Source organism: Saccharothrix sp. DSM 118769 (genome assembly GCF_052936295.1).
In genome coordinates, this window is record NZ_CP193627.1 from 3,729,389 (window position 1) to 3,742,816 (window position 13,428).

The 13,428-nt window shown below is 75.9% G+C and carries 14 protein-coding genes; 10 read left to right on the forward strand and 4 right to left on the reverse strand.

Going from position 1 to position 13,428, the window contains the following annotated elements; all coding sequences use genetic code 11:
* Positions 1 to 33: 33 nt before the first annotated feature.
* Genes ACRAKJ_RS16315 through ACRAKJ_RS16335 form a run of 5 tightly spaced genes read left to right on the forward strand, consistent with a single transcriptional unit; the run spans position 34 to position 4,058 of the window.
* The gene (locus ACRAKJ_RS16315) at positions 34 to 675 is read left to right on the forward strand and encodes a TetR family transcriptional regulator (RefSeq protein ID WP_438923020.1); all 642 of its coding nucleotides are present in this window, start codon (positions 34 to 36) and stop codon (positions 673 to 675) included.
* A 28-nt stretch (positions 676 to 703) separates the two neighbouring features.
* A complete protein-coding gene (locus tag ACRAKJ_RS16320) occupies positions 704 to 904 on the forward strand; it encodes a ferredoxin (RefSeq protein WP_316037595.1) in 201 nt (66 codons plus the stop codon).
* Positions 901 to 2,121 carry an FAD-dependent oxidoreductase gene (locus ACRAKJ_RS16325; RefSeq protein ID WP_438923021.1) on the forward strand — a complete coding sequence of 407 codons (1,221 nt, stop codon included), beginning with the start codon at positions 901 to 903 and terminating at the stop codon, positions 2,119 to 2,121. Before ACRAKJ_RS16320 ends, ACRAKJ_RS16325 begins: the two co-directional genes overlap by 4 nt.
* Before the next feature lie 58 nt (positions 2,122 to 2,179).
* Positions 2,180 to 3,388 carry a cytochrome P450 gene (locus ACRAKJ_RS16330; RefSeq protein ID WP_438923022.1) on the forward strand — a complete coding sequence of 403 codons (1,209 nt, stop codon included), beginning with the start codon at positions 2,180 to 2,182 and terminating at the stop codon, positions 3,386 to 3,388.
* A gap of 58 nt (positions 3,389 to 3,446) precedes the next feature.
* Entirely contained in the window at positions 3,447 to 4,058 is a 612-nt protein-coding gene (locus ACRAKJ_RS16335; RefSeq protein ID WP_438923023.1) for a TetR family transcriptional regulator, read from the forward strand.
* A 46-nt stretch (positions 4,059 to 4,104) separates the two neighbouring features.
* Here the strand turns inward: ACRAKJ_RS16335 and ACRAKJ_RS16340 are convergent, their stop codons facing one another.
* The 3 genes from ACRAKJ_RS16340 to wrbA form a co-directional block, all read right to left on the reverse strand.
* Positions 4,105 to 4,869: a glucose 1-dehydrogenase gene (locus ACRAKJ_RS16340; RefSeq protein WP_438923024.1), complete on the reverse strand. Its 765-nt coding sequence runs from the start codon at positions 4,867 to 4,869 to the stop codon at positions 4,105 to 4,107.
* Positions 4,870 to 4,982: 113 nt separating this feature from the next.
* Positions 4,983 to 7,007: a cellulose binding domain-containing protein gene (locus ACRAKJ_RS16345; RefSeq protein WP_438923025.1), complete on the reverse strand. Its 2,025-nt coding sequence runs from the start codon at positions 7,005 to 7,007 to the stop codon at positions 4,983 to 4,985.
* 97 nt (positions 7,008 to 7,104) lie between these two features.
* A complete protein-coding gene (gene wrbA / locus ACRAKJ_RS16350) occupies positions 7,105 to 7,722 on the reverse strand; it encodes an NAD(P)H:quinone oxidoreductase (protein WP_438923026.1) in 618 nt (205 codons plus the stop codon).
* A gap of 314 nt (positions 7,723 to 8,036) precedes the next feature.
* On the opposite strand from wrbA, the gene ACRAKJ_RS16355 reads away from it, so the two are divergent.
* The 5 genes from ACRAKJ_RS16355 to ACRAKJ_RS16375 all read left to right on the forward strand — a co-directional run bounded on the left by ACRAKJ_RS16355 (position 8,037) and on the right by ACRAKJ_RS16375 (position 11,257).
* Entirely contained in the window at positions 8,037 to 8,192 is a 156-nt protein-coding gene (locus tag ACRAKJ_RS16355; RefSeq protein ID WP_438923027.1) for a hypothetical protein, read from the forward strand.
* 43 nt (positions 8,193 to 8,235) lie between these two features.
* A complete protein-coding gene (locus ACRAKJ_RS16360; protein ID WP_438923028.1) occupies positions 8,236 to 8,529 on the forward strand; it encodes a hypothetical protein in 294 nt (97 codons plus the stop codon).
* Between the two features lie 124 nt (positions 8,530 to 8,653).
* Positions 8,654 to 9,067 (forward strand): PASTA domain-containing protein, encoded by a 414-nt coding sequence (locus tag ACRAKJ_RS16365; RefSeq protein ID WP_438923029.1) that lies wholly within the window; start codon positions 8,654 to 8,656, stop codon positions 9,065 to 9,067.
* Between the two features lie 99 nt (positions 9,068 to 9,166).
* Positions 9,167 to 10,150 (forward strand): nucleotide disphospho-sugar-binding domain-containing protein, encoded by a 984-nt coding sequence (locus ACRAKJ_RS16370; RefSeq protein WP_438923030.1) that lies wholly within the window; start codon positions 9,167 to 9,169, stop codon positions 10,148 to 10,150.
* Between the two features lie 90 nt (positions 10,151 to 10,240).
* A complete protein-coding gene (locus ACRAKJ_RS16375) occupies positions 10,241 to 11,257 on the forward strand; it encodes an FAD-dependent oxidoreductase (protein WP_438923031.1) in 1,017 nt (338 codons plus the stop codon).
* Positions 11,258 to 11,284: 27 nt separating this feature from the next.
* Here the strand turns inward: ACRAKJ_RS16375 and ACRAKJ_RS16380 are convergent, their stop codons facing one another.
* Positions 11,285 to 13,411, reverse strand: a complete 2,127-nt coding sequence (locus ACRAKJ_RS16380) for a tetratricopeptide repeat protein (RefSeq protein ID WP_438923060.1) — start codon at positions 13,409 to 13,411, stop codon at positions 11,285 to 11,287.
* Positions 13,412 to 13,428 lie beyond the last annotated feature (17 nt).

Consider the following 13,428-nt stretch of genomic DNA (forward strand, 5'->3'; position numbering starts at 1 on the left):
GATTGACTCAACAGGCGACGGCGGTGGGGTGCGGTGGTGACCACGGGCAACCGGGCGGCGGAGACGCGGGAGCTGATCCTGGCGGCGGCCGAGCGGCTGTTCGCCGAGCACGGCGTCTACGCGGTGTCCAACCGGCAGGTCGGCGAGGCCGCCGGGCAGGGCAACAACTTCGCCGTCGGCTACCACTTCGGCACCAAGGCCGACCTGGTGCGCGCCATCGTGCGCCGGCACGCCGAGCCGATGGAACGGGTGCGCGAGCGGATGCTCGCCGAGGTCGCGCACAGCCGCGACCCGCGCGACTGGGTGGCCTGCCTGGTGCGCCCGTACACCGAGCACCTGGCCTCGCTGGGCGACCCCACCTGGTTCGCGCGGTTCAGCGCGCAGGTGATGACCGACCCCGGCCTGCGGCAGATCACGGTCGACGAGGCGCTGTCCACCGAACCGATGCGGCGGATCGTCGAGGGGCTCAACCGCTGCCTGCCGACCCTGCCGCTGCCGGTGCACCTGGAGCGCGGCGCGATGGCCCGCAACCTCATCACCCACACGCTGGCCGAGCGCGAGGCGGCGGCGGCCGGGTCGCCCGCCCTGAAGTCCGACTGGGACGACACGACCACCGGGCTCGTCGACGCGATCGTCGGCCTGTTGCTCGCGCCGGTCACCCCGACCGGCGCGTGAGCGCGCGAACAACGGAGGAGCACAGCAGATGAAGGTCACCGTGGACGAGGACAAGTGCTGCGGCGCGGGCTCGTGCGTCCTGGCGGCGCCGGACGTGTTCGACCAGCGCGACGAGGACGGCGTCGTGGTGCTGCTCGACGCCGAACCGGCCGAGCACCTGCACGCGGCGGTGCGCGAGGCCGCGGGCGTGTGCCCGGCGGCGGCGATCGCGCTGGGCGAGGGGGCGTGACCCCACCACCCGACGTCCTGGTCGTCGGCGCCTCCGCCGCCGGTCTCTCGACGGCGGAGGCGTTGCGGCGCAAGGGCTACACCGGCGGGATCACCCTGCTGGGCGACGAGCCGCACCCGCCCTACGACCGGCCGCCGCTGTCCAAGCAGGTGCTGGCCGGCACGTGGGAGCCCGAACGCGCGCGGCTGCGCGGGCAGGACCTGCTCGACGGGCTCGGTGCGACGTTCCTGCTGGGCGACCCGGCGGTGTCGCTCGACCCGGTGGCGCGCGAGGTCCGCACCGCGTCCGGGGCCGTGCTGCGGGCCGGCGCCGTGGTGCTGGCGACCGGCGTGCGGCCCAGGGTGCTGCCCGACCAGGCCGGGGTGGCCGGGGTGCACGTGCTGCGCACCCTGGACGACGCCCTGGCGCTGCGGGCCGCGCTGCTCGCCGGCGGGCGGCTGGTCGTCGTCGGCGACGGCGTGCTCGGCGCGGAGGTCGCCGCCACCGCGCGCGGCCTGGGCCTGGACGTCACGCTGGCCGGCCCGCAGCGCGCGCCGCTGGAGGCCCAGCTCGGCCCGCTGGTGTCGGGCGTGCTCGCCGACGTGCACCGCGAGCGCGGCGTGCGGCTGCGCCTCGGGGCGGCCGTGCTCGGCCTGGAGTCGCGGGACGGGCGGGTCACCGGCGTGCGGCTGGACACCGGCGACGTGCTGCCCGCCGACCTGGTCGTGGTGGCCCTCGGCGCGGTCCCCAACACGGGGTGGCTGGCCGACAGCGGCCTCGTGCTGGACAACGGCGTGGTGTGCGACGCGCGGTGCCGCGCCGCCGACGGCGTCTACGCGGTGGGCGACGTGGCCCGCTGGCACCACGAGGGACTGGGCGGCCCGCTCCGGCTGGAGAACCGCACGAACGCCACCGAGCAGGCCACGGCGGTGGCCGACGACGTCCTGGGCGCGGGACGCCCCTACGCCCCGGTGCCGTACTTCTGGACCGACCAGTTCGACGCCCGGCTCCAGGTCCACGGCGTGCTCACGCCCGGCGCGACGGTGTCCGTCGTGGACGGTGACGTGGCCGCGCGCCGGTTCGTCGCCCTCTACGAGCGCGGCGGCGAGGCCGTCGGCGTCCTCGGCTGGAACATGCCCAAGCAGGCCCGGCAGCTGCGGCAGCGGCTCCTCGGGCAGCTGCGCGACTTCACCGGCTCGCACGTGACCGCCGGCGAGGTCGAGAAGGCCGACTTCTGACCCCCGCCACTCCCGTCACTTTCTGGCCCCCGCCACCAGGTCCCCCGGAAGGACAGCGATGACGAGCACGACGGACCCCGTCGAGGCACCCGAGTACCCCATGCCCCGGGCCGAGGGGTGCCCCTTCGACCCGCCGCCCGAGCTGCGGGCGTTGCAGGAGCGCGGACCCATGACCCGCGTGCGGCTGTGGGACGGCAGCACGCCGTGGCTGGTCACCCGCTTCGCCGAGCAGCGAGCGGTGCTCGCCGACCCGCGGGTGAGCGCCGACATGACCCACCCGACGTACCCGCGCCAGGCCCCGGGCCCCGGCGGGACGCTGAGCTTCATCGGCATGGACGACCCCGAGCACGCCCGGCTGCGGCGGATGGTCGGCGCCGCGTTCGCGGTGAAGAAGGTCGAGGCCATGCGGCCGATGGTGCAGAGGATCGTCGACGACGCGCTGGACGCGATGCTCGCCGGGCCGAACCCGACCGACCTGGTGGAGGCGTTCGCGCTGCCGGTGCCGTCGCTGGTGATCTGCGAGCTGCTCGACGTGCCCTACGCCGATCACGACTTCTTCCAGCGCAACAGCAGGACCATCATCAACCGCGGCTCCACCCCGGAGGAGCGGGCGGAGGCCATGGGCGAGCTGGGCCGGTACCTCGGCGGCCTGGTCGCCGCGAAGGTGGAGCACCCCGGCGACGACCTGCTGTCCCGCCTCGGCGAGAAGGTCGGGTCGGGCGACCTGACGGTGCCCGAGGCCACCCAGATGGCCGTGCTGCTGCTCATCGCGGGGCACGAGACGACCGCCAACATGATCGCCCTGAGCACGTTGCTGCTGCTGCGCCACCCCGACCAGCTGGCGCTGCTGCGCGACTCCGACGACCCGACCACGGCCACCCGCGCGGTGGAGGAGCTGCTGCGCTACCTCAACATCACGCACGGCGGGCGCCGCCGGTTCGCGCGGGAGGACATGGAGGTCGCCGGCTGCCCGGTCAAGGCGGGCGAGGGCTTCGTGCTGCCCAACGAGATCGCCAACCGCGACCCGGAGGCGTTCCCGGACCCCGACCGCCTCGACATCACCCGCCAGGCCCGCCACCACGTGGCGTTCGGGTTCGGCGTGCACCAGTGCCTCGGGCAGCCGCTGGCCCGGCTGGAGCTGGAGGTCGTCTACCGCACGCTGTACCGGCGCGTGCCGGACCTGCGGCTGGCCGCCGACTTCGAGGACGTCCCGTTCAAGCACGACGGGTTCGTCTACGGGGTGTACGAGCTGCCCGTCGCCTGGTGAGCGCCCCCCGGCACGCCGCGTCGCGGGGGCGCGGCGTGCCGACCAGTAGGCTGACCTGGTGCGGAGCGGTGCGCGGACGGGGCGTCCGCCGTTGAGCGAGGGGCGCCGGGCGCAGGTGCGGCTGGAGATCGCCCGCGCCGCCGTGCGCCTGTTCACCGAGAAGGGCGTGGCCGCCACGTCCGTCGAGGACATCGCCGCCGCCGCGGGCATCTCGCCGCGCACGTTCTGGCGCTACTGCACGTCCAAGGAGAACTGCGTCCGGCCGCTGCTCACCGCGGCGACCGACGTGCTGGCCTCCGCCCTGGCGTCGTGGCGGCCGGGGCAGGACGTGGACGCCGTCGTGGCCGAGGTGACCGGCGCCGCGCGCGAGCCGCTCGGCGACGTGCCGACCACGCTGGGCCTGGTGCGGCTGGCGCGGACCGACCCGGGCCTGCGCGGCGTGTGGTTGCAGGCGCACGACGACGCCGAGGCCGCCTTCGCCGCCGCGCTCGCCCGGTCGACCGGCTCGTCGCCCGACGACCTGCACGTGGCGGTGGGCGCGGCGATGGTCAACGCGGCCCTGCGCGCCGCCGTCGAGCACCACGCCCGGCGTGCCGGGGACGACGACGCGGACGGCCTGCTGCGGACCGTCCGCGAGGCGCTGCGGACCGCGGTGCGCGCGTTCGGCTAGACCGCGGCCCACCCGTCGCGGCTGGACCGCGGCCCACGAGTCGTGGCTAGACCGCGGCCCACCCGTTGTCGACCGGCAGGACCACGCCGTTGACGTTGCTCGCCGCGTCCGAGGCGAGGAACACGATCGCCGCGGCCTGCTCCTCGGCCTCCGACACGCGGCCGTAGTTGGCGGTGTAGGGCGCGAGGGCCGCCGGGCCGTGGCCGGGGGCGGGCGGGGCCGAGAGGATGGCCGTGCGGGTCGCGCCGGGCGCGATGGCGTTCGTGCGGATGCCGTGGGCGCGGTACATGACGGCCAGCGACTTGGTCAGGCCGACCACGCCGTGCTTGGAGGCGGTGTAGGCGGTGCCCGCCGCGCTGCCGCGCAGGGCGGCCTCGGACGCGGTGTTGACGATCGCGCCCTTGCCCCTGGCCAGCATGTGCGGCACGACGGCCCGGCTGAGCAGGAACGGCGCGGTCAGGTTGACCCGGACGACCCGCTCCCACTCGGCGTCGGTGACGTCGGCCGCGGCGGTCATCGAGTCCATCACCCCGGCGTTGTTGACCAGCACGTCCACCCCGCCGAACTCCTCGACGGCGGTCGCCACGACCCGGTCGACCACGTCCTGCTCGGCCAGGTCGCCCACCACCGCCACCGCGGTCCCGCCGGTCGAGGTGATCTCCTCGACCACCGCCCCCGCCCGTGCCCCGTCCAGGTCCGCGACCACCACGCGGGCGCCCTCGGCGGCGAACCGCACCGCCGCCGCCCGCCCGATGCCGGACCCGGCCCCGGTGACGATCACGCTGCTGCCGCCCAACCCGCTGTCGCCCATGTCGCGCTCCGTTCCCCTCGCCCGATGGGGCGGTCGCCCTCCACCCACTTTATGGCATGGCGTGCCAGAAAGTGGGTGGAGGGTGGGCGGCGTCGCACGCCGTCGGGGTCGGCTCAGCGCGTGGTGCAGGTCCGGCCGTTGAGCGTGAACACCGCCGGCGGGGTGTTCGGGCCCTGGTAGGCGCCGACGAAACCGGTGTTCACCGTGGCCCCCGGTGCCAGCACCTGGTCCGAGCGGACGCGCACCGCCGTGCCCGTCTGCTCCCACGTGGCGTTCCACCCGCTGCCCACCTGCTGCCACGGCGTCGGCCAGTCGAAGGCGAGGGTCCAGCCGTGCAGCGCCTCGTCGTCGGTGTTGGTGACGTCCACGCTGCCGACGAAGCCGTTGCCCCAGTTCGCGGTGTCGGTCAGGGTGACCGCGCACTCCGCCGCGGTGGGCGTGGACGTGGTGAAGGTCAGCGGCGGCGAGGCCCACGAGACCCGCCCGGCGCCGTCGCGGGCGACCAGGTTGACCGTGTAGCGGGTGCCGGGGGACAGGTTGCGCGCGGTGAACGAGCCGCCCGTCGTCTCGCCCCACTGCTCGGTCGCCGCGCCGCGCTGCCGGTGCACCTCGTACTTGACGCCCGGCGCGGGCGCGGGCCAGGTGAGGGTGGCCGTGCGGTCGGTGACCGCGCCGACCGCCGGGCGGTCGGGCGACGCCGGACCCGCGACCGGCGCCGACGGGCGCAGGACGAGCGTGGTCAGCGAGTGCGGCGGGAGGGTCACCGAACCGGCCTCGCCGGTCGACGTGGTGATGCCCGCGTCGCCGTTGGCGAACGACAGCACCTCCGCCCGCGCGGCGGGCGCGTACCCGGCGTAGTCCAGGGTGACCGGCTTGGCCGCCGCCGGGTCCTGGTTGACCAGCAGCACGGCCAGGCCGCCGTCGGGGCGCCGGGCCGCGTGCGCCCGCACCAGCGGGTCGGACGCCGCCGCCGCGACGAACCGGTCCCCGGGGCGGACGAACCGCGAGGTCATGGCCAGCCCGTGGTACGGCGCGAACGGCGTGTTCAGCGCCGGCTGGCACACCGCGCCGTCGGCGGTGCAGTTGCCGCTGGAGAGCAGGCCGAAGTCGTCGAAGTCGGTCTGCCCGCCGATGGTGGAGACGGTGCCGATGCCGTTGTGCACGTTCCACCAGTCCACCGTGAACGCGCCGTGCGCCAGCAGGGACGCGTAGGCGTCGGCCGCGAACAGCGCGCCGGGCTGGGTGTTGCGGCCGTACGAGGTGTTCACCTCGGTCAGCGCGATGCCCAGCTCCTTGCCCGCGTACCGGGCGACCTGCCCGCGCGTCGAGCGCAGCACCTCCGGCACCCGGTCGGTCTTGGTCAGCACCTCGGCCCCGGTCGCGCCGGTGGGGTACCAGTGCAGCACGACGAAGTCGACCTCCGGCCCCGCGGTCGACAGCACCACCTGGTTCCAGGTGCCCGCGTCGCCCGCCGCCACGATGCCGTCCGGCCAGTCGCCGGGCGTGGTGAGCACCGCGCCCACCCGGATCGTCGGGTCGACCGCCTTCATCGCCCGCGCGTACTCCACGACCAGCGCCGCGTACTGGGCCGGGCTCTTGTCCGGGTGGTCGTCGGCCTCCCACCGGGAGCCGTAGTGCCCGTTGCCGTACAGCTCGTTGCCGATCTCCCAGTGCTTCACGCCGTAGCCCTTGGTGACGTTGGCGTAGCGCACCCACTCGGCCGCCTCGGCGGGCGTGCCGGTGCCGTAGTTGGCCGTCACCACCGCCTGCGCCCCGGCCCGCCGCACGCCCGCCATGAACGCGTCGAAGTCGGTGTTCGGCGCGACGTACCCGCCGGGCGCGGTGTGGTCGCGCCAGTGGTAGATGTCCGAGTAGGACCCGCCGGGGTAGCGCATCGCGCCCACCCCGGCGTCCTCCAGCAGGTCGGCGACCTCGGGCGTGCCGAGCTGGGCGTCCCAGATCGCGTGGTTCACCCCGATCGCGGCGTCGTCGACGCCCTCCAGCCCGGCCCGCGCGTTGACCGCGACGCGGACGCCGGGGTCGTCCTGCGCCCGCACGGCCGGCGCGGCGAGGACGGCCGGCGCGGCGAGGGACGCGGCGGCCAGGGCGAGGACGAGCAGGGTGGCGCGCGGTCTCATGGTGGTGTGTCCTCTGCGACGACGATGTCAGGGAGCGCTCCCAGGCTGATCGCGCGCCGTCCGGGTTGTCAATCACCACCTTCGGGACGGCCGCCGGTCACGCCGACGCGAGACCCGCCTTGAGCGCGCGGGCCAGGCGCACCGCGCGGCGGACCTGGAACGACACGGCGTCCAGCTCGACCTGCCCGGGCGGCGTCCGGCCGTTGTCGGACACGTGGCTGGAGCCGTAGGGGTTGCCCGCCTGGAACTGGATCGGGTCGGCGTAACCGGGCGGCACGATGACGCAGCCCCAGTGGTAGAAGGTGTTGTTGAGGGCGGTGATGGTGGTCTCCTGGCCGCCGTGCGCGGTGGCCGCCGAGGTGAACGACGTCGCCACCTTGTCGACCAGCTTGCCCGCCGCCCACAGCGGCCCCGTGGTGTCCAGGAACTGCTTGAGCTGCGCCGCGGGCATCCCGAACCGGGTGGGCGCGCCGAAGACCAGCAGGTCGGCCCACTCCAGGTCGGCCAACTCCGCCTCGGGCAGGTCCTGCGTCTGCCGGGCGTGGGCGGCCCACCCCTCGTTGCTGGCGATCGCCTCCTCCGGCGCGAGTTCCCGCACCTTCCGCAACCGCACCTCCGACCCCGCCTCCTCGGCGGCCCGCGCCGCGGCCTGCGCCATGGCGTGCACGCTGCCGGTGGCGGAGTAGTAGACGACGGCGGTCCTCAGGTCTGACATCGGCTCTCCAGGTGTGCGGGTGGCGTGGATCGGCCGAGGCGTACCCGCTGGACGCCGGAACTCACCTCCGACCGCCCGATCGTGGGGCCGCGCGACCGCCCGGACCGGTCGACCCGGCCGGCGGCCGGACTCGTCGAACAGCTGCGCCTGCGCCAGTGCCGTCCGCGTGCCCCTCGACAGCACGGAACCGTCGCAGCGCACCGTGCCCGACGCGGCCGTGACCGGCTTGAGGTACTTCACCCGGAGATCCAGCCCCGCCCCTCTCTCCCGGGCCGGGCGCGGTTCCACCTCCACCAACCGGAAGGACGTCGACCGTGCCCCGCGAGATCCCCGCCGACGACCAGGCGGACATCGACCAGGCGAAGGCCGACCGTGACGCCCTGGCGAAGAGCAGCGCCGCCGACAAGGCATCGGCGGCGCTGTACGACCTCGTGCTGAAGGCCGTGGAGCGCGGCGACGCCGAGGGCTGACCGGCCCACCCCGACCGAGTTCGCCGGGGCGGTGCGCGAGGCCGTGGACGAGGAGCGTGCCGCCGGCCACGAGGAGTCGAACATCGACGTGCAGCTCCACCCGGAGGCGACCCACGAGGTGCTCGACGCCATGCGGCCGATCATCGCGCAGGTGCGCGAGCAGGCCCGGGACGACTGGCCGCCGATCGGCTGCACCGCGCCGGAGGCGTGGATCAGCTACTACCGGCTCGTCGGCCGCCTGCTGCCCGACGCCGTGCTCCCGCCGGTGCGGCCGCAGTGGCTGCCCGGCACCGCGGTGCCCGACCCGGGGCCGGCAGAGGACGTCACGACCAACTGACGCATGACGAGGCCCCCGTGCCCGCCCGGAGAGGGCAGGCACGGGGGCCTTGTTGCGTACATGCGGAGTAACGCACAACCGAGAGGTTGCGACATCCAGTCGAACGCACCCCAGGAGGAGTTCCGTGAAGATCCGCTTAGTCGCGCTGGCCGCGCTGGCCGCGCTGGCCGCTGCCGCGCTGACCGGCTGTTCTGCCCCGTCGCCCGCAGCCCAGAGCGCGGCACCGGCACCGGCACCGGCGTCCGAGACGGCCCCCGTCCAGGCCACGACCACGCCGCCCGCCGCCACGACAGCCGCGCAGGCCCCGGCCGCGAAGACGTGCACCGTGCCCCAGGTGGTCGGCATGGTCCACCAGACGGCGCAGGACACCATGCAGGCCGCGGGCCTGTTCATGCTCCGCGAGGAGGACGCGACCGGCCAGGGCCGCGTGCTGGTGGTGGACCGGAACTGGACCACCACCGCGCAGAGCGTCCCGGCCGGCCAGGAGGTCGACTGCTCGACCGAGATCCTGCTGTCGGCCAAGAAGACCGGCGAGTAGACGACGAAGGCCCCCGCGCTCCCGTTAGACCACGCCGCGCCGCCGTCGGATCGGGCCGGCGGGCACGGGGCGGGGAGGACGGCGCGGTAGGTTCCGGCGATGCGCGTGCTGTTCGCCGGTCTCGCCTCGGTCGGCCACACCTACCCGTCCATCCCGCTCGCCGTCGCCGCACGGGAGGCCGGGCACGAGGTGCACTGGGCCGCCGGCGACGCGGTGCACGCGGTGCTGGCCGCTCAAGGGCTGCGGCCCTTCCGCCCGGCGGACTCCTTCTACGAGGTGTACGCCGAGGACCTCGAACCGGAGCTGGCCCGGTTGCGACCCGACCTCGTCGTGCACGGGTGGGGCGTGCCGGGTGCGGCCGTCGCCGCGCACCGGGCCGGGGTGCCGAGCCTGTGGCACGGGTTCGGCCGCCTGTTCCCCGAGGGCATCGGCCTCGTCCGGCCCGCCGACGCCGTCCCCGGCCTGCCGCACGTCGACATCTGCCCGCCCTCGTTGCAGGACCGGGACTTCCTCGCCACCGAGGAGCGCGTCGCGCTGCGCCCGGTGCCGCACGCCGAACCGGGTGAGCTGCCCGCCCGCCGGGGCTCCCGCCCGCTGGTCTACCTCACGTTCGGCACCGCGTTCGGCGCCCCGGAACCGCTCGCCGACGCCGCCCGCGGCCTCGCGACCCTGGGCCTGGACGTCGTCGTCGCCACCGGCAACGTGCCCCCGGACCGGCTCGGCGACCTGCCGCCCCGGGTCACCGCCCGCGCCCGCGTGCCGCAGGCCGACCTACTGCCGCACGTCGACGTGGTGGTGCACCACGGCGGCAGCGGCACGACCCTGGGCGCGCTCGCGGTCGGCGTGCCGCAACTGCTGCTGCCGCAGGGGGCGGACCAGTTCGCCAACGCCGACGCCGTCGTCGCCTCGGGGGCCGGGCTGCTGCTGCCGCCGGGGGAGCGGGGCGCGGACGCCGTCGCCGACCTCGCCCTCACGCTGCTGGCCGACCGGTCGCACCGCGACGCCGCGCGGGTCCTGGCCGGCGAGATCGCGGCCATGCCGTCACCCGCCGAGGTCGCGCGCAGGCTGCCCGAGTTCGCCTGACCCCGCCCGGTCGACGAGTTGCCATATCGGCAACGAAGATTGCCGATCCCGCGCACCTGCCCGCATCGTGGTCGGCAGGAGGTGGTCGACGTGACCGGACAGGTGCTCGACAGGTACGACGTGGTGGTGGTCGGCGGCGGGGCCGCGGGGCTGAACGGGGCGCTGATGCTCGCCCGCGCCCGGCGGTCCGTGCTGGTGGTGGACGCGGGCTCGCCGCGCAACGCCCCGGCCGACGCGGTGCACGGGTTGCTGGCCCGGGAAGGGGTGTCGCCGGCCGAACTGCTGGAGCGCGGTCGGGCGGAGGTGCGCGGCTACGGCGGGCACGTGGTCGCGGGCGAGGTGGGCGCGGCGGTCCGGGAGGGCGACGGGTTCGCGGTGGAGGTCGGCGGTCGCGTGGTCCGGGCGCGTCGCCTGCTGGTGGCGACCGGGCTGGTCGACGAGCTGCCGGACGTGCCGGGGCTGCGCGAGCGGTGGGGCCGCGACGTCGTGCACTGCCCGTACTGCCACGGGTGGGAGGTCCGCGACCGGGCCATCGGCGTGCTGGCCACCGGTCCGATGTCGGTGCACCAGGCGCTGCTGTTCCGGCAGTGGAGCGCCGACGTCGTCCTGTTCGCGCACACCGGGCCCGCGCCGACCGACGAGCAGGCGGAGCAGCTGGCCGCGCGGGGCGTGCGGGTGGTGCCCGGCGAGGTGGCGTCCCTGGAGGTCGTCGACGACCGGATCACCGGCCTGCGGCTCGCGGACGGCGGGGTCGTCGCCCGCGACACCGTCGCCGTGGCCAGTCGGATGGTCGCCCGCGCCGGTGTCCTGGAGGCGCTCGGCCTGCGGCCCGTGCCGCACCCGTCCGGGATGGGCGAGCACGTCGCGGTCGACGCGACCGGCCGCACCGAGGTGCCCGGCGTGTGGGCCGCGGGCAACGTCGCCGACCTCGCGGCCCAGGTCGGCGCGGCGGCGGCGGCCGGTGCCGCGGCCGGCGCGCAGGTCAACGCGGACCTGGTCGCCGAGGACACCCGCCGGGCGGTCGACGCCTACCGGGACCCGTTCTCGGCCGAGGCCGAGGCGCGGGTGGCCGAGCTGGTGGCGGGCAACCGGCGGCACGGCCTGTGAACCCCGGCACGTGAGCCGGCGCGCGGCTCAGCCGTCGCCCAGCAGCTCCCGGACGCGGGTGGCGTCGTCGTGGCGCTCCTGCTGCCGGTACAGCTCCAGCGCCCGGTCCCACAGGCCGCGGGCCTCGTCGAGGCGGCCCAGGGCGGCGTACGGGTGGCCCAGGTTCTCCAGCGCGTCGGCGGACAGGCACGTGTTGCCCAGGTCGCGGTACAGGTCGAGCGCCCGCAGGTAGTGCTCGACGGCCCGCTCGTGGTGGCCGCTGTGGTGGTCGAGGTAGCCCAGGCTGACCAGCACGGCCGCCTCGCCGTCCGGGTTCGGGTGCCGGTCGTACAGGTCGAGGGCGGCCAGGCAGTGCGCGCGGCCCGCGTCGTGGTCGCCGAGCCGGGCGGCGTGCCAGCCCAGCTGGTTGAGCGCGTCGGCCTCCCAGACCGGTTGGTCGAGGACGCGGAACAGCTCCAGCGCCCACCCGGCGTGCTCCAGGGCGTGCGTCCACTCGTTGCGCTGCCGCCAGGCCCACGACAGCATCCGGTGGGTGTGCGCCCGCTCGACGGGGTCGCGGTGGTGCTCGGCCAGGGCGAGCGCGCGGTGCAGGTGGCGGACGGCCTCGTCGTGCTGCCCCAGGTGCGCGAGGCCGCGGCCGAGGAACCGGTTGGCCCGGGTGCGGGTCGTCGGGTCGACGGCGGCCCGCAGCGCGACGCGCCACGTCGTGACGCGGTCGCGCAGGTGCCCGCGCCGACCGTGGAAGGCGTCCAGCGACCACGCCACCAGCCAGGCCACCCGGTGGTGGCCGGCGGCCACGGCGGTCTGCTGCGCGGCCAGCAGGTTGGCGTGCTCGACGTCCAGCCAGGCCAGCGCCGACGCGGTGTCCTCGTGCGGGGTGCCCTGCGTGCCCGGCGCGGGCGGCTCGGCCACGACGGGCAGGCGGTGGGGCGCGATGATCCGGTCGGCGGCGAGGGCGGTGTGGACGAGGTGGTCGAGCGCCCGCCGCACCGCCGCGTCCCGCTCGTCGGCCGGGACGTCCTCGTCGGCCACGGTCGCGGCGCAGGCGCGCACCAGGTCGTGCATCGCGTACCGGCCGCGCGGGTCCTGGTCCAGCAACGACGCCTCCACCAGGCCGCCCAGCACGCGCCTGGTCCGCGCCGGGGTCAGCCCCGTCAGGCTCGCCGCGACGGGCAGGCCGGTGTCGAAACCCGGTGCGACGCCCAGCAGGCCGAACACCCGCCGCTGCTCGGCGGGCAGGGCGCGGTAGGACCAGGACAGCACCGTGGGCAGGCTCGCGGCGGGGTCGTCGTCGTCCAGGGCGTCGAGCCCGATCTCCCGCAGCTCGGCGGCGAGCCGCGCCAGCGGCACGTGGGGGTGGGTGTGGGCGCGCCCGGCGACCAGCCCGAGGGCGAGGGCGAAGCCGCGGCAGTGGTCCACCAGCTCCGCCGCCGCGTCCGGTTCGGCCGCGACCCGCGCCGCGCCGAGCCAGTCGGTCAGCAGCACGTGGCCGTCGCCGGTGGTCAGCGGGTCCAGCCGCACGTGGTGGGCGCCGTACCGGCTGATCAGGGAGGTCAGCACGCGGCGGCAGGTGACCAGCACGGTGCACGTCCTCCCGCCCGGTAACAGCGAGACGACCTGCTCGGCGGTCGCGGCGTTGTCCAGCACGACCAGCACCCGCCGGTCCGCGACCAGGCTGCGGTACAGCGCCGCCTGGGCGTGCAGGTCCGCCGGGATGTCGCCGGGTTCCACGCCCAGGGCGTCGAGGAAGCCCCGCACGGCCACCGCCGTCTCCATCGGCTCGCCGTCCGGGCCGAAGCCCCGCAGGTCGACGAACAGCTGCCCGTCCGGGAACAGGTCGAGGTGCCGGTGCGCCCAGTGCACCGCGAGCCACGTCTTGCCCATGCCGCCGGGACCGGCCAGCGCGACGACCTGCGCGGCCCCGCCCGGGGCGGTCACCGCCTCGGTCAGCCGGGCCGACTCGGCAGCGCGCCCGACGAAGCGCGCGGGTGCGAGCGGCAGCTGCCGCGGCGTGGGCGGCCGTCGACCGGCCGGGTGGACGTGCACGTCGCCGCCGATCGACCCCGCCTGCACCACCGACCCGACCACGCCGACGACCTCGTTCCGCGTCGTCGGCGGGACCGCGTCGAGCGGTCCCGGGCCGTGCTCGCGCATGGACACCGCCCCATCGC

Bases quoted from the DNA above. Each gene is read 5' to 3' on its own strand.
- ACRAKJ_RS16380 (WP_438923060.1), bottom strand. From the start codon at position 13,411: ATGCGCGAGCACGGCCCGGGACCGCTCGACGCGGTCCCGCCGACGACG.
- ACRAKJ_RS16340 (WP_438923024.1), bottom strand. From the start codon at position 4,869: ATGGGCGACAGCGGGTTGGGCGGCAGCAGCGTGATCGTCACCGGGGCC.
- ACRAKJ_RS16370 (WP_438923030.1), top strand. From the start codon at position 9,167: ATGCGCGTGCTGTTCGCCGGTCTCGCCTCGGTCGGCCACACCTACCCG.
- ACRAKJ_RS16345 (WP_438923025.1), bottom strand. From the start codon at position 7,007: ATGAGACCGCGCGCCACCCTGCTCGTCCTCGCCCTGGCCGCCGCGTCC.
- ACRAKJ_RS16320 (WP_316037595.1), top strand. From the start codon at position 704: ATGAAGGTCACCGTGGACGAGGACAAGTGCTGCGGCGCGGGCTCGTGC.
- ACRAKJ_RS16330 (WP_438923022.1), top strand. From the start codon at position 2,180: ATGACGAGCACGACGGACCCCGTCGAGGCACCCGAGTACCCCATGCCC.
- wrbA (WP_438923026.1), bottom strand. From the start codon at position 7,722: ATGTCAGACCTGAGGACCGCCGTCGTCTACTACTCCGCCACCGGCAGC.